Source organism: Citrobacter sp. KTE151, assembly GCF_000398845.1.
Taxonomy (GTDB): domain Bacteria; phylum Pseudomonadota; class Gammaproteobacteria; order Enterobacterales; family Enterobacteriaceae; genus Citrobacter; species Citrobacter braakii.
Genome location: NZ_KB976068.1, coordinates 47,579 through 68,620, shown reverse-complemented (window position 1 = coordinate 68,620; position 21,042 = coordinate 47,579). Strand labels below are relative to the sequence as shown.

At 51.8% G+C, this 21,042-nt stretch carries 20 protein-coding genes; 9 read left to right on the top strand and 11 right to left on the bottom strand.

From position 1 onward, the window contains the following. Nucleotides 1-122 precede the first annotated feature (122 nt). Entirely contained in the window at nucleotides 123-623 is a 501-nt protein-coding gene (cpxP, locus tag WC7_RS01310; RefSeq protein WP_016155211.1) for a cell-envelope stress modulator CpxP, read from the bottom strand. 150 nt (nucleotides 624-773) lie between these two features. Here cpxP and cpxR point away from each other — a divergent pair, with 150 nt between their 5' ends. Both cpxR and cpxA read left to right on the top strand, forming a co-directional pair. After that, nucleotides 774-1,472 (top strand): envelope stress response regulator transcription factor CpxR, encoded by a 699-nt coding sequence (cpxR, locus tag WC7_RS01315; RefSeq protein ID WP_006686193.1) that lies wholly within the window; start codon nucleotides 774-776, stop codon nucleotides 1,470-1,472. Then, on the top strand, nucleotides 1,469-2,842 hold the full coding sequence (cpxA, locus tag WC7_RS01320; RefSeq protein ID WP_016155210.1) for an envelope stress sensor histidine kinase CpxA: 1,374 nt from the start codon (nucleotides 1,469-1,471) through the stop codon (nucleotides 2,840-2,842). Before cpxR ends, cpxA begins: the two co-directional genes overlap by 4 nt. 40 nt (nucleotides 2,843-2,882) lie before the next feature. On the opposite strand, the gene WC7_RS01325 is transcribed toward cpxA, so the two are convergent. From WC7_RS01325 to yiiM, 4 genes are all read right to left on the bottom strand, one after another. Next, nucleotides 2,883-4,133: an MFS transporter gene (locus tag WC7_RS01325; RefSeq protein ID WP_029139693.1), complete on the bottom strand. Its 1,251-nt coding sequence runs from the start codon at nucleotides 4,131-4,133 to the stop codon at nucleotides 2,883-2,885. 118 nt (nucleotides 4,134-4,251) lie between these two features. Then, nucleotides 4,252-5,208 (bottom strand): sugar phosphate isomerase/epimerase family protein, encoded by a 957-nt coding sequence (locus WC7_RS01330; protein WP_016155208.1) that lies wholly within the window; start codon nucleotides 5,206-5,208, stop codon nucleotides 4,252-4,254. A gap of 8 nt (nucleotides 5,209-5,216) precedes the next feature. Beyond that, nucleotides 5,217-5,921, bottom strand: coding sequence for a GntR family transcriptional regulator (locus tag WC7_RS01335; RefSeq protein WP_019077919.1), 705 nt, complete (start codon nucleotides 5,919-5,921; stop codon nucleotides 5,217-5,219). A 227-nt stretch (nucleotides 5,922-6,148) separates the two neighbouring features. Then, entirely contained in the window at nucleotides 6,149-6,823 is a 675-nt protein-coding gene (gene yiiM, locus WC7_RS01340) for a 6-hydroxyaminopurine reductase (protein WP_016155206.1), read from the bottom strand. 152 nt (nucleotides 6,824-6,975) lie between these two features. On the opposite strand from yiiM, the gene WC7_RS01345 reads away from it, so the two are divergent. Then, the gene (locus tag WC7_RS01345; RefSeq protein ID WP_016155205.1) at nucleotides 6,976-7,872 is read left to right on the top strand and encodes a dihydrodipicolinate synthase family protein; all 897 of its coding nucleotides are present in this window, start codon (nucleotides 6,976-6,978) and stop codon (nucleotides 7,870-7,872) included. Nucleotides 7,873-7,913: 41 nt separating this feature from the next. Here the strand turns inward: WC7_RS01345 and kdgT are convergent, their stop codons facing one another. Next, entirely contained in the window at nucleotides 7,914-8,897 is a 984-nt protein-coding gene (gene kdgT / locus WC7_RS01350) for a 2-keto-3-deoxygluconate transporter (RefSeq protein ID WP_016155204.1), read from the bottom strand. A gap of 235 nt (nucleotides 8,898-9,132) precedes the next feature. Continuing rightward, complete coding sequence (gene sodA / locus WC7_RS01355) at nucleotides 9,133-9,753, bottom strand: superoxide dismutase [Mn] (RefSeq protein WP_016155203.1); 621 nt, start codon at nucleotides 9,751-9,753, stop codon at nucleotides 9,133-9,135. Between the two features lie 289 nt (nucleotides 9,754-10,042). Between sodA and rhaT the strand changes: the two genes are divergently transcribed. After that, nucleotides 10,043-11,077 carry an L-rhamnose/proton symporter RhaT gene (rhaT, locus tag WC7_RS01360; RefSeq protein WP_016155202.1) on the top strand — a complete coding sequence of 345 codons (1,035 nt, stop codon included), beginning with the start codon at nucleotides 10,043-10,045 and terminating at the stop codon, nucleotides 11,075-11,077. Here the strand turns inward: rhaT and rhaR are convergent. Next, nucleotides 11,074-11,922 carry an HTH-type transcriptional activator RhaR gene (gene rhaR, locus WC7_RS01365; RefSeq protein WP_016155201.1) on the bottom strand — a complete coding sequence of 283 codons (849 nt, stop codon included), beginning with the start codon at nucleotides 11,920-11,922 and terminating at the stop codon, nucleotides 11,074-11,076. The two genes, rhaT and rhaR, sit on opposite strands and share 4 nt — an antisense overlap. 105 nt (nucleotides 11,923-12,027) lie before the next feature. Beyond that, nucleotides 12,028-12,876, bottom strand: coding sequence for an HTH-type transcriptional activator RhaS (gene rhaS, locus WC7_RS01370; RefSeq protein WP_016155200.1), 849 nt, complete (start codon nucleotides 12,874-12,876; stop codon nucleotides 12,028-12,030). A 300-nt stretch (nucleotides 12,877-13,176) separates the two neighbouring features. On the opposite strand from rhaS, the gene rhaB reads away from it, so the two are divergent. The 5 genes from rhaB (at nucleotide 13,177) to rhaM (ending at nucleotide 18,459) form a co-directional block, all read left to right on the top strand. Then, a complete protein-coding gene (gene rhaB, locus WC7_RS01375; RefSeq protein WP_016155199.1) occupies nucleotides 13,177-14,646 on the top strand; it encodes a rhamnulokinase in 1,470 nt (489 codons plus the stop codon). Further along, entirely contained in the window at nucleotides 14,643-15,902 is a 1,260-nt protein-coding gene (rhaA, locus tag WC7_RS01380) for an L-rhamnose isomerase (protein ID WP_016155198.1), read from the top strand. The genes rhaB and rhaA overlap by 4 nt, the downstream gene beginning before the upstream one ends. Before the next feature lie 143 nt (nucleotides 15,903-16,045). Next, a complete protein-coding gene (rhaD, locus tag WC7_RS01385) occupies nucleotides 16,046-16,873 on the top strand; it encodes a rhamnulose-1-phosphate aldolase (protein ID WP_016155197.1) in 828 nt (275 codons plus the stop codon). A gap of 126 nt (nucleotides 16,874-16,999) precedes the next feature. Then, nucleotides 17,000-18,148 carry a lactaldehyde reductase gene (gene fucO / locus WC7_RS01390; RefSeq protein ID WP_016155196.1) on the top strand — a complete coding sequence of 383 codons (1,149 nt, stop codon included), beginning with the start codon at nucleotides 17,000-17,002 and terminating at the stop codon, nucleotides 18,146-18,148. Beyond that, on the top strand, nucleotides 18,145-18,459 hold the full coding sequence (rhaM, locus tag WC7_RS01395) for an L-rhamnose mutarotase (protein ID WP_016155195.1): 315 nt from the start codon (nucleotides 18,145-18,147) through the stop codon (nucleotides 18,457-18,459). The genes fucO and rhaM overlap by 4 nt, the downstream gene beginning before the upstream one ends. Nucleotides 18,460-18,749: 290 nt before the next feature. On the opposite strand, the gene WC7_RS01400 is transcribed toward rhaM, so the two are convergent. Both WC7_RS01400 and WC7_RS01405 read right to left on the bottom strand, forming a co-directional pair. Beyond that, nucleotides 18,750-20,147, bottom strand: coding sequence for a carbohydrate porin (locus WC7_RS01400; protein ID WP_016155193.1), 1,398 nt, complete (start codon nucleotides 20,145-20,147; stop codon nucleotides 18,750-18,752). A gap of 336 nt (nucleotides 20,148-20,483) precedes the next feature. Then, nucleotides 20,484-21,032 carry a helix-turn-helix domain-containing protein gene (locus tag WC7_RS01405; protein ID WP_016155192.1) on the bottom strand — a complete coding sequence of 183 codons (549 nt, stop codon included), beginning with the start codon at nucleotides 21,030-21,032 and terminating at the stop codon, nucleotides 20,484-20,486. Between the last annotated feature and the right edge of the window lie 10 nt (nucleotides 21,033-21,042).

The window sequence follows — 21,042 nt, the reverse complement described above, 5'->3', positions numbered from 1 at the left end:
CTTCTGGCGGTTACACGGTGACTTGATTTAAAAGGGATTTTTTCTAAGTACCTGATAAAAAAAACCCCCTCATCATGAGGGGGAAGACAGGGATGGTGTCTATGGCAAGGAAAACAGGGTTACTACTGGGAACGTGAGTTGCTACTACTCAATAAATTCAACGATGAGCTTTTTTTCCAGTGCGCTACGTCGCGCAGTTGCTCCATTCGTTGTTCATGTCTCTCATTTAAAACCGCTTGCTGCTCGGGCGTTAACAGGCGATACATCTGGTTGCGAACCTTGGCTATTTCAACCTGGCGGGCAACCTGTTCTTGCGCCATTCTTTCTGCCTGAGCGCGCACAGCGCGTTCATCAAATTTCTCTGCGGTGACAAGGCGATGCATTGTCTCCATTTCGCTAACATTAACAGGAGGCTGTTCGTGTCTTGCCTGCTGCATTAAATCTCGCATCTGTTGACGTTGATGTTCGGTTAAACTGATACCGTCGAACATGTGGCTCTGAACGCTGCGTTGCGCGGAGCCTTCACCCAGGTGCCAGTGATCGCCTGTGACGACTTCAGCTGCATGGCTTAAAGTACTCAGTGCCAGCGTTGAGGCCATGACGGCAGCGGTAACTTTGCCCATCACTTGCTCCCAAAATCTTTTCTGTCGCGATTCAACGAGAGACAGTTTACGATTCGGGCTGCAAACATGCGTCAGGGGGTGTAAAACAACGTAAAGTCATAGATTAGCGACGCCTGATGACGTAATTTCTGCCTCGGAGGTACGTAAACAATGAATAAAATCCTGTTAGTTGATGATGACCGAGAGCTGACTTCCCTGTTAAAGGAGTTGCTCGAAATGGAAGGTTTCGATGTGCTGGTTGCCTATGATGGGGAACAGGCGCTTGAGCTTCTGGATGACAGCATCGATTTACTTTTGCTCGACGTCATGATGCCGAAGAAAAATGGCATTGATACGCTGAAAGCACTTCGTCAGACACACCAGACACCCGTAATCATGCTGACCGCTCGCGGCAGCGAATTGGATCGCGTACTTGGCCTTGAGCTGGGCGCGGACGACTATTTACCCAAACCGTTTAACGACCGTGAACTGGTCGCGCGCATCCGCGCTATTTTGCGTCGCTCACACTGGAGCGAACAGCAGCAGAACAGCGACAACGGTTCGCCGACTCTGGAAGTGGATGCGTTAAGCCTTAATCCGGGTCGCCAGGAAGCCAGCTTTGACGGGCAAACCCTGGAATTAACCGGCACCGAATTCACCCTGCTCTATTTGCTGGCACAGCATCTCGGTCAGGTGGTTTCGCGTGAACACCTGAGCCAGGAAGTGCTGGGCAAACGCCTGACGCCTTTTGATCGCGCGATCGACATGCATATCTCGAACCTGCGTCGTAAGCTGCCAGAACGTAAAGACGGACACCCGTGGTTTAAAACCCTGCGCGGTCGCGGCTACCTGATGGTCTCCGCTTCATGATAGGGAGCTTAACCGCACGCATCTTTGCCATCTTCTGGTTGACGCTGGCACTGGTGTTGATGTTGGTACTGATGTTACCCAAGCTTGATTCACGCCAGATGACCGAGCTACTGGATAGCGAGCAGCGCCAGGGGTTGATGATTGAGCAACACGTTGAAGCTGAACTGGCGAACGATCCACCCAACGATTTGATGTGGTGGCGTCGCTTGTTTCGGGCGATAGACAAGTGGGCGCCGCCAGGACAGCGGTTATTGCTTGTTACGACGGAAGGACGCGTGATCGGCGCAGAACGCAACGAAATGCAGATCATTCGTAACTTTATTGGTCAGGCCGATAACGCCGACCATCCGCAAAAGAAAAAATACGGTCGCGTTGAGATGGTCGGGCCTTTCTCCGTCAGAGACGGCGAAGATAACTACCAGCTGTATCTCATTCGACCTGCCAGCAGCTCACAATCTGACTTTATCAATCTGCTGTTCGACCGACCGCTGTTGTTGCTGATTGTCACCATGTTAGTCAGCTCTCCGCTATTGCTCTGGCTTGCCTGGAGTCTGGCGAAACCGGCGCGTAAGTTGAAAAACGCGGCGGATGAGGTGGCCCAGGGCAACCTGCGTCAGCATCCGGAACTGGAAGCCGGTCCGCAGGAATTTCTGGCGGCAGGTGCCAGCTTTAACCAGATGGTGACGGCGCTGGAGCGAATGATGACCTCGCAGCAACGCCTGCTGTCGGACATCTCTCACGAGTTGAGAACGCCGTTGACGCGTCTGCAGTTGGGCACCGCGCTGCTGCGCCGTCGTAGCGGTGAAAGCAAAGAGCTGGAGCGTATTGAAACAGAAGCGCATCGGCTGGACAGCATGATCAACGACCTGCTGGTGATGTCACGTAATCAGCAGAAAAACGCGCTGGTCAGTGAAACGGTGAAAGCCAATCAGCTGTGGGGCGAAGTGCTGGATAACGCCGCCTTTGAAGCCGAGCAGATGGGTAAATCACTCACGGTGAATTTCCCGCCGGGTCCGTGGCCACTGTACGGCAACCCAAATGCGCTGGAAAGCGCGCTGGAAAACATTGTGCGCAACGCCCTGCGTTATTCACACACGCAGATTGAAGTTGGCTTCGCGGTGGATATCGATGGGATTACCATCACCGTCGACGACGATGGCCCGGGCGTTAGCCCTGAAGACCGAGAACAGATTTTCCGTCCGTTCTATCGTACCGATGAGGCGCGCGATCGCGAGTCTGGCGGAACAGGTCTGGGTCTGGCGATTGTTGAAACCGCAATCCAACAGCATCGTGGCTGGGTGAAGGCCGAAGACAGCCCGCTGGGTGGTTTGCGGCTGGTAATTTGGTTGCCGCTGTATAAACGCGCTTAACAGGCTTCCCCGGTAACATCGTACCGGGGAAGTTCTCACATTATGCTGCCACAGTCGCAGCCGCTAGCTTTTGCTTTTTAATCCGCTTCACCAGAATGGTTGAACAGATAAAGCCCATTAAGCTGAACGCAATCATCACGCTAAAAACATAGTTATAGCCCGTGATGCCGCTATTGGTATCCAGTAAATAGCCGTATAACGTATACGCAAACATGGCGGGCATATAACCGATGATACAGCCAAATGCCATCGCCGAACCGGCATATTCACGCGGGGTACCAATCTCATCCATTGGTGCAAAGAAAATGGCGCGCTGTGAGAAAATAATCGCCCCAAATCCTAGCGTCGCCGCCATACCGATATACACATTCATCGTTTGATGTGGCAACAGCATAAAAACAACCATAGCAGCAGCAGAGATCAGAAACGTCCACTTCAGGTAAACCGTAGGTGATTTAGCAACCTTATCCGCCAGCAGCCCACCAATCGGCCCTCCCACCATTTTCAATGCATACTGGTTGATGATGCCGTACGCGCCGACGAGCGCTACCGGCAGCATGTAGATATCTTTTAAGAATGGGATGAAGTAAGTCAGGCCACAGTACGCGGCATAAACAAAGAAAATCCCTAAAGAAGCCAGCCAGACGTTAGGGCAGGACAACACATGTTTGATACCCTTTAAGACTTCCATGTTGGCACTGGTTTTCTCGCCGCCTTTCACTTTGTCATCATCGACAATAAAGTAAGTGAGAACGCCCGCAGCCAGTGTAATTAGCGTATAAAACAGCAGTCCAGCCTGCATCCCCGCTTTACCTTCACCAAACTGGACGAAAACAAACAGAGCGCCAGAAGCGACGATAACATCCACCACGCCACGTCCGGCTTCTAAAAAGCCAAACATGCGCCCTTGTTCTTCTTGCGTACCTAGCAGACGCACAGCTTTCAGTAACACCGGCCAATAAACCACATCGGCAAAGAACGCCATTGCGGCAAAGCAAATAAGATAACCGGTAAATGACGGTAGCGTCGCCAAATATAAACCGCATAGCCCAACGCCGATCAGACCAAATGGTAATAATATTTTCTTGGAATAACGGTCTGCGATATAGAGCGACAGAAAAAGCCCGGTTGTCTGAACAATCGTATAAACAGTAAAACTTAAACCAATTTGCGTATTGGTTAAACCCCAGTCACTTTGCATTGGCACATAGAAAACATCTTTCATACTTGAAAGTTTGAATATTGTGCCGCCGCCTAAAATTAAAAAACAGAGCCTTGCCCATTTATTCATGAACATAGTTAAACCCTCATTGCTTGTTGAGAGAAATATTTAAATTAAATCATATAACTAATAAATTAAGAGAGTTATTTTCATAACCCTTTTCGCATTTAATAATATTAAAAGAAGTTTATTTATTACTTGTAAACTTGTCGCATAAATCACGGATATACTTTATTTGAGCAAGAGCATGTTCTTTTTCCTGCGCCAGTCGCGCATCAATCATGTTACTGTCGGGCAGCGGCGTATAGCTTGCATCGCGCCATGGGATCCAGGGATTATCACCTTCATCATCAAAACGAAATGCCGGAGCATAATATTCAACTTCCTCTTCCAGACCAAAAGCATTTACTTGCGGCTTGTCCTCACCTAAAAGTAATAATGCCTTAAGCATCTCTTCCATTGGTAAATCACCGTATCCTGAACGACAAGCCTCATGCCCCCAGCCTTTACCTTCTTTAATAATTTTTGCGTCTTTGATATGCACCTGAGTGATTAGAGGGGACATGACTTCTAACGCAGAAAGCGGCTGCTCATTGGCGTTAATCATGTTGCCAAAATCAAACAGAATAGAGAGATTCTTCATTCCACTATTATTAACCAGCGTCACCAGTTCATGGCCTTGCAGATCTTCATGCTGTTCGATAGTAAAGCTTAGTCCGCAATCGTCATACTGAGACAACCACGCAATATCATTGGCAATCTTTGCCATGACATCGTTGAGATGTCCTTCATAGCGCGGGTAGAAACGTACTGAAGTTGCGCCAGTTGCCACAGCAATACGGATCGCATCCGTCAATGTCGCCTTGTCCGATGCGCTCGTTTCAATATGTACATCGAGGTTATATTTTTTGGCCTTTTCTTTAAAATCGTGCAACTGCCGATCGTTTAGTTTCTGCAGCGATTGGGACTCACCATCCTCAACATGTATTTTCACTCCCTTTAATTGTTGCTGATGCGCAATATCCAGAAGATCGCCCGGAAGGACTCTCTCATAGCGCATATTCAGATGAAAGGCATAAGCATGTAGGTACAGTGGTATATTTCTCGCACGTTCAGCGAGAAGTTCTTGGTTGCATTTTCCCATTATTTTTCTCATTCATCACGAATAACAAGTTCCACAGATTCAAGTCGCCAGTATTCAAAATCAACCTGAACCACTTTTTTATCTCGGGTAGCCCGATGTTTTTCTACTAAAATTCCATAAGTATTAGGCGCAACGCCCAACTCTTTGCAGGCCACTTCTGGCATATTGACCGGTTTAAAAATCATTTCTTTGATATTTAAAGCATGACCAAACGCATCTTCCCAGACGCTGGCAAAAGACTGATTGCCCAATTTATTAATGAATCCTGGCGCAACATCAGCATCAATATAGGACTCATGGTAAAACACTTTATGCGAATCAAGACCACACCAACCGGTAACTAAATAGCGATCGCCGGAGGAGAGAAAAACATCATCAACATGGTGCGGAACCGTCGCAATCGTTTCTTTGGTTAAATAACCCCAAAAAGGCTTGCGCCCCTGAGCACAGGCTTCAGCATTAAAGCTGGAAAGTGATTTGGGATTATAAATAAATCGCTTCGATGAAATAAACCAACCACTGCGGTTCTTTCGGAAGATACGCGCATCGATCTCAAGCTCAATCAGAACCTGACGTAAAGTCATGCGCTTCGCATCCAGCAACTCACATAACTCTCTCTCCGAAGGCAATTTAGAGCCCGCTGGCAAATTATTCTCGTTTAACCAGCTTTCAAAGCGCTCTCTAAGCACATCAACATTGTTTTTCTTTTTCATCTTGCTCATCTGGTTTAAACCAATTTGAAGCTAAGATATTTGAGTGCAGGAAATACTCAAGTTTTTTTTCAACGCAGAGTTTCTTTTTGTGGGCCAGGTATCAAGAATGGACTGAAAACATGGCGTGACAGGCAGGTTTTTTACCCGCTTTAGTATGCAGAGATAAGAACCACGAGAGAGGCAAATCAGGTGTTACCACCTGATTTAATTGCATGGCCAGAATGGCTTTATTTTCCCCACAAACGGCGGGAATTGTCTTCGATCTTGCCGCTTAAACGACGCTTTTGCATCGTTCGGGTCCAGCTTTTCGATAACCCGGCAGCCGAGAGTAAACGGTGATATTGTGAGTCATCAAACGGCATATGCCAGGCAATGGCAATCGCCTCCCGCACGCTGACGTCGCTGACGCGTGAAGCCAGGATCAACGGCGCGTCCGCCGACACCTGGCCTGGAGCGATGACGCTGCACAACCAGCCCGTCTTGCCTGCATCCTGCATCTGGCTAGCCATATCGCTGATGCCAAAATGGAAATTCAGCTTAAAGCACGGCGAGCGCGGCTGCGTGACCTGAATCAGCGCATCTCCCCACTGGAAAATGTCGCCAATAAATACATTCTCTTCCGTTAGCCCCTCAGTAGAGAGATTCTCGCCAAACGCGGGCGCGACAAAGCGCTCTGCCTGCTCCGGAAACTCTTGTCTCCAGTGCTGATAGTGTTCACGCGGATAGTGGCACAGCGCGCGATCCGGCCCACCGTGAATTTTCGTTTCCGCCTGTTCATCACCCGTCAGCCCCAGTTCGGTCAGCATCAGCTCGCCGTCAACCTGGACCTTAGCAATCGCGCTGGGACGGCTTCCCATGTAGTCCCGAACCTTGCCTGTAAAAACATCGACCGGATATCGCATCTGTTCCCTCTCCCGATAAATTTCCCCCATTACACCACATTTATTTTACCCCAGTCGCTCAAAATGAGAGCACGGTTCACATGAAACTTAGGGACACATGCTATCAATGTAATCTGGTTTTGAAACATCATTTCAAATAAGGAGTCAACAACGTGACTGGTCAATCGCAATTTGCTGGCGTCTGGTGTCCTTCCATTACGCCAATGGATAATGACGGCAAGATCGATCTTAACGGTCTGAGCCAGCATCTCAAACGCCTTACCGAGGCCAAAATCGACGTGATTTTGCTGATGGGTAGCATCGGGGAATTTGCCTCCTTTACGCTCGAAGAAAAGCTGTTACTGATCCGCGAGGCCCGCGCTATGAGCTCGCTGAAGATGGTCGCCAACGTCTCATCCACCTGCCAGAATGATGTGCTGTTGATGGCTCAGGAAGCGTATCGCGCCGATTACGACGCCGTGATGATCCTGCCGCCTTACTACTATGGGCAAACGGCAAAACAGCTGCTGAGCTACTTCCGTCAGTTGGGGCAGAAGCTCAGCGGTAAATGGTTTGCCTATAACTTTCCGGCGCGCACTGGCTGCGATTTAACGCCTGAACTGGTTGCCACCCTCGCCGCCGAGTTCCCCAACTTCGCAGGCATTAAAGATACCGTCGACTGCCAGTCCCATACTCGCAGTATGATCCAGACCACCCGCGCCGTACGGGAGGATTTTGCCGTGTTGTCCGGCTATGACGAATACTACATTCCTAACCTGCTGGCAGGCGGCGCGGGGGTGATTTCAGGATTAAACAACGTCATGCCTGAACTGTTTGTCAGCGCACGGGAAGCATTTAAACAGGGCGACCTGACAGCACTTCGCGACATTCAGGACCAGATTGGCACCTACATGTCCATCTACGCCATCGGCGAAGATTTCGTCACCACCATCAAAACCGTGGTATCGCGTAAGTTTGGCTATTGCACCGGTGTGTCACGAAATGCCGGCGGAGAGTTGAACGAGGGTGAGTGTCGGACCATCGATGAGGTATTTGTCGTCAAAGCGTAAATCGTTAAGCCGGATGGAACAGACCATCCGGCAAAAGAGACTTACTTCACGGCGCTACGAATATCAATTTCCGCCGCCCTGGCTTTTACTCTTTTCGACCAGATGGAAGTGATAATCGGCACCAGAATGGAGGTCACAATCACCGACGTGGCGACAAGGGAAGTTGCTGCCGGCGCCATCGGTTTAAATGCCGGAACCATTTCAGCAATCAGCACTGGCGTAGCGACCGCCGCACCGGCTGAGCTGGAGGCCGCAATCCCCGCTGTGCCATCGCCGCCGCCAATCAGTTTATCGGCGATAATCAATGGAATACCGGTAATAATAATTACCGCCACGCCCAGCAAAATACCCAGTACACCGGTCTGCGCAATCACGCTCAAATCAATGGTGTTACCAAGCGCGAAGGCAAAGAAAGGAATCAATGTCTGCACCGCTTTGCTGAAGAACTCCCGCAGCTCAGGGTCCAGATTCCCCAGCGCAAAGCCAATCAGGAACGGTAATACGGCCCCCACAAACACGTGTGGTTCAAACGAAGCGATCCCGGCGGTTCCCAGAATCACCATAGTCATCAGCGGGCCAGACTCCAGCGACATCAGGACAAACGCCCCGGCCTCTTCTTTGGTGCCGTACTGCTGCATAATCGAGGCATACAGCCCGCCGTTGGTCATATCCATGGCGGCCACCAGCGCCAGCGTAGACAACCCGGCGAAGAAACCAACTTCTACACCATGTTCTGGCAGAATACGTGAAGCAATCGCCGCGACCACCCACGCTACCAGGATCTTGGTTATGACCAGCGTGCCTGATTTACGCAGTACGGTACCGGTAGCGCTTAGCTTGATCGACGCCCCCATACAAAAGAACCAGACCGCCAGAATAGGCACCGTACCGGTGATCATACCGTTGGTAAAGGAGCCGAAGTATTTCCCGGCGCCGGGGGAAAAGGTGTGACACAACGCGCCCAAAAAAAGCGGCACCAGCATCATGCCACCTGGGATTTTCTCTATCGTTCGTTTGATCTGCATTTCCATCACCTGTAGACATAAAAATGGGGCAATTTTTATGGGCGATTGCATCTTGCTTATGAGATGCGCCCGTCTTGATGAAACGAAGATAGACATTCATAGAGACTATAAAAGTGATCTCACTCGCATAATAAAACCTTGTTTCAATTTAAATGGATCATTGTTTTTATATTGATTTTGATCACAAAAAAACCCCCACAAGCATCGCTTGCAGGGGCTTACTAAAGCGTAGAACTTATTTTTTCGCTGCGAAACGCGCGGCAGCTTCGTCCCAGTTCACCACGTTCCAGAACTCTTTGATGTAGTCCGGGCGACGGTTCTGGAATTTCAGGTAGTAAGCGTGTTCCCAAACGTCCAGGCCCACGATCGGGAAGCCGGAAGCGCCAGAGATAGCTTCACCCATCAGCGGGGAATCCTGGTTAGCAGTGGAAACAACAGCCAGTTTGTCACCTTTCAGAACCAGCCACGCCCAGCCGGAACCAAAACGGGTTGCCGCAGCTTTTTCAAATTCAGCTTTGAAGTTGTCCACGGAGCCGAAGTCACGTTCGATAGCCGCTTTCAGGTCGCCCTGCAGCGTAGTACCGGTTTTCAGACCTTTCCAGAACAGGCTGTGGTTAGCGTGGCCGCCCGCGTTGTTACGCAGTACGGTTTTCTTGTCTGCTGGCAGTTGATCCAGTTTGGTGATCAGCTCTTCAACAGGCAGGCTCGCGAATTCAGGCAAGCTTTCCAGCGCAGCGTTCGCGTTGTTTACGTAAGCCTGGTGGTGTTTGGTATGGTGGATTTCCATCGTCTGCTTATCGAAGTGCGGTTCAAGGGCATCATAAGCGTACGGCAGGGATGGCAGTGTATAACTCATAATCATCTCCAGTATTGTCGGGCGGCCAGTGTTAACGCCGCGTAAGCAGTTGGGTCATTATAGTTAATTAAATGATATTGAAAATGATTATCAATGCCGTACTTTTTACAAGGTTTTGATGACTCAAGTCCATTGCTAAAGATGTGAGCCGAATCACCCACTTAACGTGATGATTGCCAACATGCGCCAAATGGCGGCAATCGTTAAAAGGTTAACTACCTGCATAATTTTTAAACTCGTTTGGTCGGAGGGGTAATTACCGACGATAAAAAATAACGAGGATTAAGTCATGAGTAACGCGATTACGATGGGTATCTTTTGGCATTTGATAGGCGCAGCCAGTGCCGCCTGCTTCTATGCCCCGTTCAAGCAAGTCAAACATTGGTCATGGGAAACGATGTGGTCGGTTGGCGGGATCGTCTCCTGGCTTATCCTCCCATGGACCATCAGCGCCATGTTACTTCCCGATTTCTGGGCCTACTTCAGCTCCTTTAGCCTCTCCACGCTGGCGCCGGTGTTTCTGTTCGGTGCGATGTGGGGGATTGGTAATATCAACTATGGCCTGACCATGCGCTATCTCGGTATGTCGATGGGCATCGGCATTGCGATTGGTATTACGCTGATTGTCGGCACGCTGATGACCCCGATTATTAACGGCAACTTTGATGTACTGATCAACACCTCTGGCGGACGCATGACGCTGCTTGGCGTGCTGGTCGCGCTGATTGGCGTGGGCATTGTTACCCGTGCGGGTCAGTTAAAAGAACGCAAAATGGGCATCAAAGCGGAAGAGTTCAATCTGAAAAAAGGTCTGGTTCTGGCGGTCATGTGCGGCATTTTCTCTGCCGGGATGTCATTTGCGATGAACGCTGCTAAACCAATGCACGATGCCGCCGCCGCGTTGGGCGTTGATCCGCTGTATGTCGCCCTGCCAAGCTATGTGGTTATCATGGGCGGTGGCGCGCTAGTCAACCTGGGTTTCTGCTTCATTCGTCTGGCAAAAGTGAAAAACTTGTCGATAAAAGCTGACTTCTCGTTAGCCAAACAGCTAATTATCACCAACGTGCTGCTCTCCGCACTTGGTGGCTTGATGTGGTATCTGCAATTCTTCTTCTACGCCTGGGGCCACGCTCGTATTCCGCCACAGTATGACTATGTAAGCTGGATGCTGCACATGAGCTTCTATGTTCTGTGCGGCGGAATTGTCGGACTGGTATTGAAAGAGTGGAAAAACGCGGGTCGCCGTCCGGTCAGCGTGCTAAGTCTTGGCTGCGTAGTGATCATTGTCGCGGCAAACATTGTTGGTCTGGGAATGGCCAGCTAATCATGTTGGGTACTGAGATGACGCCACTGGCTCGGCGTCATCCCGGTTTCGCGCGTGAATACCACCGAAAAGTAGTTACTATCCTCAAAGCCGCAGCGCATGGAAATCTCACTAATCATCAACCGACTATGCTTGAGCAGATACTGTGCATGGCACACCCGCACCTGGCGCTGATACTGGTTGATAGTCATCCCGGTCTGGCTGCGAAACTGCTGGCGCAAAACGCGTTCGCTGCACCGTTCACGCTCGCAAAACGTATCCAGTTCGAACGCATGCTCATGGCTACCGGCTAACGCGGTGATCAGTTTATCCAGCAGCGTTTCACTTGACGTCGCCGGGAGCGTATCCGTGGCATAACGATGACGTTTAAGGTGAGTTACCAGTTGACCAAACAGCAGCTCAGCCATGGTAAAGGCCTGCGCATCGCGCTGATTACTTTCATGCTCAAGCTGGCTTATCACCTGTCTGGCCTGGGTCATGCCAACGCTGCCTAGTCGCCAGTGCGGCTGCCTCGGCGTACCGTCAAATCCGGGGATCGCCCCTTGCCAGTCAACATTCAGCGTTAACCGCTCCGGGCAGTAGATGATATTTTGCAACACAAGGTCGTTAACGGAGGTGTAGGAGTGTTTATCTTCGGCGCGAATATAAAACAGATCGCCACGGGTTATCCGGTACGGACGATCGTTAAGGACATGCAGACCATTGCCGCGCCAGACCAGAACCAGCTCGCAAAACTCGTGGGTATGCTCAGCAAAGACATCCTGCGGATAACGATCGGCCACGGCGACAGCCTGCTGCTCATGCGCAAAAAAGTCTGATTTCAAAAGAACCAGATGATTCGCCATCACATCACCTCAACCTGTACGCTTGCCGGATGCGCTGCGCTTATCCGGCATGAAAGGGTATGATTATCAGCAAACGGACGGTAAAAAACGTTGATAGCTTTCGCGTTACTGAAGGCTGCTTCCCGCTATAAGGTCACGCCCCTGACGAATATCGCGTGGCGACCACTCGAACTCACGGCGAAAAAGCGTCGAAAAGTGGTTACTGTCACCGAAACCGCAGAGATAAGCGATATCAGTCACGCTGTCATCACTGTGGCGGAGCAGATGTCGGGCTTTAATCAGTCGTAGACGGTTAAGGTAGCGCTGCGGCGTCAATCCTGTTTGCTGTTTAAGCTGGCGATGCAGAGTGCGTAAAGAGAGCGAAAACTTCTCGGCCAGCGCCCCCCAACACACCTCTTCGGCAAAGTTATCCTCCAGCCATGCCATCAAAAGGTTAAGCCGCGCATCGTTATCGGTCGCCGCTTCCATCAGGCTGCTTTTACGCAGCAGTACCAGCAACTGCATAAACAGGATCTCGCGATTTGCCGCCGTGGGCGTATCCATCTCCTCGCCGAGCGTCTCCATCTGCCCCACCAGGTGACGAACCTGCTGCAGTACGCCCTGGTTTACGCGCCAGTGGGAGGGATACTGCCCATTTTGTTCCTGAGGTAAAAGCTGATTCAGCCCGGCCAGAAATTGAAACGCATCCGGAGAGCGATACAACACATTGGTCAGACACAGATTGTCAGTATGTTCATATAAATGCCTGTCATGATCGCGGACGAAACACACCGTACCGCCGCTGATGGTGTAAGGCTGTCCGTTGAACACATGGATCCCCGTTCCATGTTCGACCACCACAATTTCATGAAAATCATGATGATGTTCAGGAAACGCGGGCTGAGGAAGCCGCGGTTCAATAGCCACAGGCGCTTTACCTGTCGGAAAAAAATCCACGCAATGCAGTACGGTCATGACGGCTCCCCCTGATTAACGAATATGGCTGAATAGTAATTAAGGGTTCCTACCCTCACCTTAATTTTTTGACGCCAAAGTGCGTAAACACGGTTAATTCTTCAAGAAATGGCGGGAAAGATCGGGAAATGCGGAAGGCGTCACATCCGCCAAAATCCGCGCGATTAGTGGAAACTGTGAACAACATCACGTTCACCTTTGCCATGTTGCCAGCCGCTAATTGGGGCTGTCACTGTCAAGAAGGTACGCTTTATTCGGGGTTCTTAGACTGAGTGCAATAAAACTCAGAAGGACCTCGCCATGACTTTTCGCCATTGTGTCGCTGTCGATCTCGGCGCATCCAGTGGGCGCGTAATGCTCGCACGTTACGACAGTAAACACCGCACCCTGACGCTGCGTGAAATCCACCGCTTCGTTAACTGTCTGCAAAAAACGGACGGTTTTGACACCTGGGACATCGACAGCCTGGAAAACGACATTCGCCTTGGCCTGAAAAAAGTCTGTGATGAAGGCATTCGGATAGACAGCATTGGCATTGATACCTGGGGCGTGGATTACGTATTGATCGATAACGCCGGCCAACGTGTTGGTCTGCCGGTCTCTTACCGTGACAGCCGCACGACCGGCATTATGTCACAGGCGATGGCGCAGCCAGGTAAAGGTGAAATCTACCGCCGTAGCGGCATTCAGTTTCTGCCGTTTAACACCTTGTATCAGCTACGTGCGCTGGTTGAACAGCAGCCAGAACTGCTTGCGCAGGTGGCACATGCTCTGCTGATCCCCGACTACTTCAGCTTTCGCCTGACCGGCAAATTGAACTGGGAATACACCAACGCCACCACCACCCAGTTAGTCAATATCAACACCGACGACTGGGATGACACGCTGCTGGCGTGGACCGGGGCAGACAAAGCCTGGTTTGGTCGCCCGACGCATCCGGGGAACGTCATTGGTCACTGGATTTGCCCGCAGAAAAACCAAATTCCGGTTGTGGCCGTCGCCAGTCACGACACCGCCAGCGCGGTCATCGCTTCACCGCTGGCCGATAAAAATAGTGCGTATCTCTCTTCCGGTACCTGGTCGCTGATGGGCTTTGAGAGCAGAACGCCGTATACCAACGATGCGGCGCTGGCGGCGAACATCACCAACGAAGGGGGCGCGGAAGGGCGCTACCGCGTACTGAAAAACATCATGGGACTGTGGCTGCTCCAGCGCGTTTTAAAAGAGCGCCAGATTACCGACCTGCCAACGCTTATTGCCCAAACGCAAGCGCTGCCGGCCTGCCAATTCCTGATAAACCCGAACGACGATCGCTTTATCAACCCCGACGATATGAGCGCGGAAATTCAGGCGGCCTGTCGTGAATCGGGTCAACCCGTTCCCCAGCAAAACGCCGAACTGGCGCGCTGTATCTTCGACAGCCTGGCATTGCTATACGCTGACATTCTGCAAGAACTGGCACAGCTGCGTGGTGCAGCATTTAGCCAACTGCACATCGTTGGCGGCGGCTGCCAGAACGCCCTGCTGAACCAGCTGTGCGCGGATGCCTGCGGTATTCGCGTGATGTCCGGGCCGATTGAGGCCTCCACGCTCGGCAATATTGGCATCCAGTTGATGACGCTGGACGAGCTTAACAACGTCGATGATTTCCGTCAGGTGGTGCGTGCCAACTACGACCTGACCACCTTCATTCCAAATCCTGAAAGTGAAATTGCCCGCTACCAGGCGCAGTTTCCATCACTACGACAGACAAAGGAGCTTTGCGCATGACCACTCAACTTGAACAAGCCTGGGAACTGGCAAAACTGCGTTTCGCCGCGGTAGGCATTGATGTCGAGACGGCCTTACGCCAGCTCGATCGTCTGCCGGTCTCCATGCACTGCTGGCAAGGCGATGATGTCGCCGGTTTCGAGAATCCGGAAGGCTCGCTCACAGGCGGTATTCAGGCTACCGGCAACTATCCGGGCAAAGCGCGTAACGCCACCGAACTGCGCGCCGATCTGGAGCAGGCGCTGAGCCTGATCCCGGGTCCAAAACGTCTGAATTTGCACGCGATCTATCTGGAGTCCGATACGCCGGTTGCCCGTGACCAAATCAAACCTGAACATTTTAAAAACTGGGTCGAGTGGGCGAAAGCAAACCAGTTAGGGCTGGATTTCAACCCATCTTGCTTCTCTCACCCGCTGAGCGCCGACGGCTTCACGCTGGCCCATGCCGATGACACTATTCGCCAGTTTTGGATTGACCACTGCAAAGCCAGCCGTCGCGTCTCAGCGTATTTTGGCGAGCAGTTGGGTACGCCGTCGGTGATGAATATCTGGATCCCGGATGGCATGAAAGACATTACCGTTGACCGGTTAGCGCCGCGCCAACGTCTGCTTGAAGCACTGGATGAAGTGATCAGCGAAAAACTCGACCCGGCGCACCATATCGACGCCGTCGAGAGCAAGCTGTTTGGCATCGGCGCCGAAAGCTACACCGTGGGCTCCAACGAGTTCTATATGGGTTACGCCACCAGCCGTCAGACTGCGCTGTGCCTGGATGCGGGTCACTTCCATCCGACTGAAGTGATTTCCGACAAAATCTCCGCCGCCATGCTGTACGTACCGCGTCTGCTGCTGCACGTCAGCCGTCCGGTGCGCTGGGACAGCGATCACGTGGTGCTGCTGGATGACGAAACGCAGGCGATTGCCAGCGAGATCGTCCGCCACAACCTGTTCGACCGCGTACACATCGGCCTCGACTTCTTCGACGCCTCTATTAACCGCATCGCCGCGTGGGTTATCGGCACCCGCAATATGAAAAAAGCCCTGCTGCGCGCGCTGTTAGAACCGACCGAACAACTGCGTCAGCTTGAAGCCAGCGGCGACTACACCGCACGTCTGGCCTTGCTGGAAGAGCAAAAATCGCTGCCGTGGCAAGCCGTCTGGGAGATGTACTGCCAGCGTCACGACACGCCAGCAGGAAGCCAGTGGCTGGACAGCGTGCGCGCCTATGAGAAAGAGATTTTGAGCAAACGTAGCTAACCGTGACACCAGGCTTACAGGCCGGATAAGACGCCCCACGTCGCTATCCGGCAATGAATGAAAGACGATTGCCGGATGGATCTTCACTTATCCGGCCTACGTAAGACCCGATAACGATCGGGCAATCAACAGGATCACCGAATATGCAAAACATGACTAATTCCTGGTTCGTCCAGGGGATGATCAAAGCCACTTCCGACGCGTGGCTGAAAGGCTGGGACGAACGTAACGGCGGCAATCTGACGCTGCGTCTGGATGAGGCTGACATTGCGCCATTTAGCGCCGATTTCCACGAAAAACCGCGCTATATCGCGCTAAGTCAGCCAATGCCTTTGCTGGCGAACACGCCGTTTATCGTCACCGGTTCCGGTAAATTTTTCCGTAACGTTCAGCTCGATCCCGCGGCAAATTTGGGCGTGGTGAAAGTAGACAGCGACGGCGCGGGCTACCACATCCTTTGGGGCCTGACCCACGAAGCGGTGCCAACCTCCGAGTTGCCGGCTCACTTCCTCTCCCATTGCGAGCGTATTAAAGCGACGAACGGCAAAGACCGCGTGATCATGCACTGCCATGCTACCAACCTGATCGCCCTGACCTACGTGCTGGAAAACAACACCCCGCTGATTACCCGCAAACTGTGGGAAGGCAGCACCGAGTGTCTGGTGGTGTTCCCGGATGGCGTCGGCATTCTGCCGTGGATGGTGCCGGGTACGGATGAAATCGGCCAGGCAACCGCCGAGGAAATGCAGAAACACTCGCTGGTACTGTGGCCGTTCCACGGCGTGTTCGGCAGCGGTCCCTCCCTCGACGAAGCATTTGGCTTGATAGATACCGCAGAAAAATCCGCCGAAGTTTTAGTCAAAATCTATTCGATGGGCGGTATGAAGCAGACCATCACACGTGAAGAGCTGGTAGCACTGGCTAAACGCTTTGGCGTGACCCCGCTGGCCAGCGCCGTAGAGCTGTACTGATACCTGCCAACTCAACGCCGGATGCGGCTTCGCTTTATCCGGCCTACATGACGATGCACGTTTCACCGTCGGCCCGATAAGCGTAATGCCATCGGGCACCAGGGATTTTTTTTAAGGAGAATAGTGATGAGCTTTATGTTGGCACTGCCAAAAATTAGCCTGCATGGCGCCGGCGCGATTGCCGATATGGTGAATCTCGTGGCGAATAAACAATGGGGCAAAGCGCTGATCGTCACCGATGGTCAACTGGTGAAGCTGGGCCTGCTGGATAGCCTGTTTGCCGCACTGGATGAACATCAAATGTCTTACCACCTGTTTGATGAGGTGTTCCCGAATCCGACAGAAGAGCTGGTACAGAAAGGTTTTACGGCATATCAGGGGGCAGAATGTGACTACATTATCGCTTTCGGCGGCGGCAGCCCGATCGATACCGCCAAAGCGGTGAAGATCCTGACCGCCAACCCAGGCCCTTCTACCGCTTACTCCGGCGTGGGCAAAGTGAAAAATGCGGGCGTGCCGCTGGTTGCCATCAATACCACAGCTGGTACAGCAGCAGAGATGACCAGCAACGCGGTCATTATCGACTCTGCCCGCAAGGTCAAAGAAGTGATCATCGACCCGAACATCATCCCGGATATCGCCGTGGATGACGCCAGCGTGATGCTGGAAATCCCAGCCTCCGTTACCGCCGCAACCGGCATGGACGCCCTGACTCACGCGGTGGAAGCCTATGTTTCCGTTGGCGCGCATCCGCTCACCGACGCCAACGCCCTGGAAGCAATTCGCCTGATCAACCTGTGGCTACCGAAAGCGGTCGACGATGGTCATAACCTCGAGGCCCGTGAGCAAATGGCGTTTGGTCAGTATCTGGCGGGTATGGCATTCAACAGCGCAGGTCTGGGTCTGGTGCATGCGCTGGCACACCAGCCAGGCGCGACCCACAACCTGCCGCACGGCGTCTGCAATGCCATCCTGCTGCCGATCATCGAAAACTTTAACCGCCCTAACGCCGTGGCGCGTTTTGCCCGAGTGGCGCAGGCGATGGGAGTGGACACCCGCGGGATGAGCGACGAAGCGGCAAGCATGGAGGCCATCACCGCGATTCGTGCCCTGAGCAAGCGTGTAGGTATTCCGGCTGGCTTTAGTTCCCTTGGCGTGACGAAAGAGGATATTGAAGGCTGGCTGGATAAAGCGTTGGCCGATCCGTGCGCGCCGTGTAACCCACGCACCGCCAGCCGCGACGAGGTCCGCGAGCTGTATCTGGAGGCGTTATGATCCGCAAGGCCTTTGTGATGCAGGTGAATGCCGACGCGCACGTTGAGTATCAACGTCGGCACAATCCCATCTGGCCAGAACTGGAAGCGGTGCTGAAAGAGCACGGTGCCCATCACTACGCGATTTATCTCGACCAGGAACGCAACCTGCTGTTCGCCACCGTTGAGATTGAGTCAGAAGAGCGCTGGAACGCCGTTGCCAGCACCGATGTTTGCCAGCGTTGGTGGAAGCATATGCGTGATGTAATGCCGGCAAACCCGGACAACAGCCCGGTCAGCGCTGAGCTAAAAGAAGTGTTTTATCTGCCTTAACCGCTCTGTTTCCTCCCCTGACGGGGGAGGAAACCTTTTTCTCCCGTCAGCAGCATTGCGTTCGTTTGTCATCCACGCCATTTCCCCACAACCCGGCACCTGCTCAGGCATGCCGATGCTGAAAGTCTCCGGCGTCACCAAACTGGAAGATGGGACGGCATTTAACTACTCGTGTAGCTACAACCGCGCCGACAAGTTCAAAATCAAAAATAACTGGGTGGGAAAATAAAAGCCTGATGACCAGGCTCTAAGAAAAAAGCGCCTGAATCCAGGCGCCTGAGAACGGAAAATCAGAAGAAGTATTTGAAACGGAGACGCGCGCCGTAACGGTCGTCGTCGTCGGTATAATTCTCCGGATTGCTGTTATCGCTGTTAATCATCGAATAATAAGCGCCGAGATAAATATTAAAGTTCTGCATATCCATCACGTTCGGAATTAAATAAGACGCGTGAATGGTATGAATATCGTAAGTGCCCTCATTGTAGAACCAGTCATTATCATCGTGATCGATCAGACCGTTAAATTCGTCGATCTTGTTATGAGCATAGATATAGCCCAGTTCAAAGCGCTTCCACAGAACGTTGGCCGCCGCCGTAAAGTCTTTTTCGTTATCCGCATCGAGATAAGCGGTGTTCAGGTTAAACACCAGGCCATTTTCCGGATCGGCTTTCAGACCGTTCCAGGTCATCGTCATACCGTAACCGGTACGATCGGACTGATCGACAAAGTTGCCCTGAGCATCGGTATATCCATAGGCGTTATTGATAACGTTCGATTCCATGGCTGCAGAAATCGTCAGCGCATCCACCGGTGTCCAGGCGACGACCGGGCGCAGATAAGCCACGTTTTTCTCCTGCGACATTTCACGACCATGATAGCGGCTATCCTGATAAAGCGAGGTACCATCTTCCAGCAGGGTATTTAACTCGAAATACCAGTTATCGAGCTGTTTGCTCATCAGGAAGCTACCGCCGGAATCAGAACGGCCACGACCTTCTTTCATCATGTAGATGTAGCCGCTACCGTCATCATACAAATCGTTGGCGGTATGCCCTGAATGCTCAACAAAGGTATCCTGATTCAGCGGGAACATATCGTAAGCTTCGAAACGACCGACTTTTACTTTCCAGTCATTTTCCTGACCGAAGAAGAAAGCGGCGTCATCAAGATTGACCGAACCCGTCATGTCAGCCAGCGGTTGCGCTGAGAAACCGGCGAAATAGCCGTTATCCAGCTTACGCATACCGTCAAAGCCCAGCAGGATGCGTCCGTTCAGATCCCAGCGTTCATTAGTTGGGTCGCCCACATTCGAATTGGTTGCCGCCAGCACGCCTTTGTTGCTTTCCGCATCCATGTTGAATTCCACGTCGCCGTAGATTTTCAGATCGCCATAGCCGGAGAGCACCAGGTTAGGGGTGGTGGCGTTCTTTTTGGTCTCTTGTGCGGGCGTAGTGCCGTTGACTGGCGTATTCCCCTGAGCAACTTTAATTTCCTGGATTTCCGCAGCCTGCTGTACCTGCAATTGCTGCACCTGATTTTCCGCTTTTGCCGCGCGGTTTTCCGCAGCTTCCAGCCGAGCCTCCAGCTGTTCGAGCCGCTGTTCCAGAGTCATTTTTTGCGTTTTAGCAAAGCCATTATTTGCCACTAATAATAGACCTATTGCTAAAGCTAACGTCGATTTCTTCATTATTTGCTTTCCTTGAAATAAAGATCGTCCAACGTCTTCCGACCGGAAGACGCGCAACATGCAAATCCAAAAAATATTTTTATAGGTAATACGATACCGATGACTGAAATAAATTCAGAACATTAAAACGTGGCACCAGTGCAGGCTAATATTTATTATCATGCTGATTTTATTATGTGTAACGTAGATATAATTAAGAATGTGAGGGATATAACAATAGTGCTGAAATTAACGAAAAATAATAAAAACAATTTTATATGAATAACAATAAAATATAATTAAAAATAATAAAAGCGCGAACGATAATCGCCGCGCCTTTATTTAATAAGCGTTCAATTAACTCTGCTCAGAAACCAGAATCGCCTGAGTGTCAGGCTCCAGTGCTTTAAAGATATGCGCTTGATCGGCGGGGTAACAAATATAATCCCCCTCACCTAACTCTTCCGGCGCTTCCGTCAATCCCACCATCGCCTTACCCTGCGTTACGATAATATGTTCAACCGATCCCGGTGGATGCGGTTGTGAAATACGATCCGCGCCCGGCTGCGTCAGCAGCAGATAGATATCCCGCCGCGCACCCGGTGGGCAGGCGGCCAGTAAAATGGCCTGATAGTGGGCCTGCTCAGCCACGACTTTTGTCCCTTCGCCGCGGCGAATCACCTGCGTTTTTTGCTCCTGCGGTTCCAGCAGGCGCGCAAAGGGAATATCTAACGCCACACACAGCGACCAGAGCGTTTCCAGGCTAGGATTTCCATTGCCCGCTTCCAATTGCGAGAGTGTCGATTTTGCAATCCCCGCGCGACGGGCAATCTCCGCCAGCGACAAACCGGTGCGCTGACGTTCACGCACCAGACTTTTCGCGATCATACTGATGGGCTGGGTCATTCACGACTCC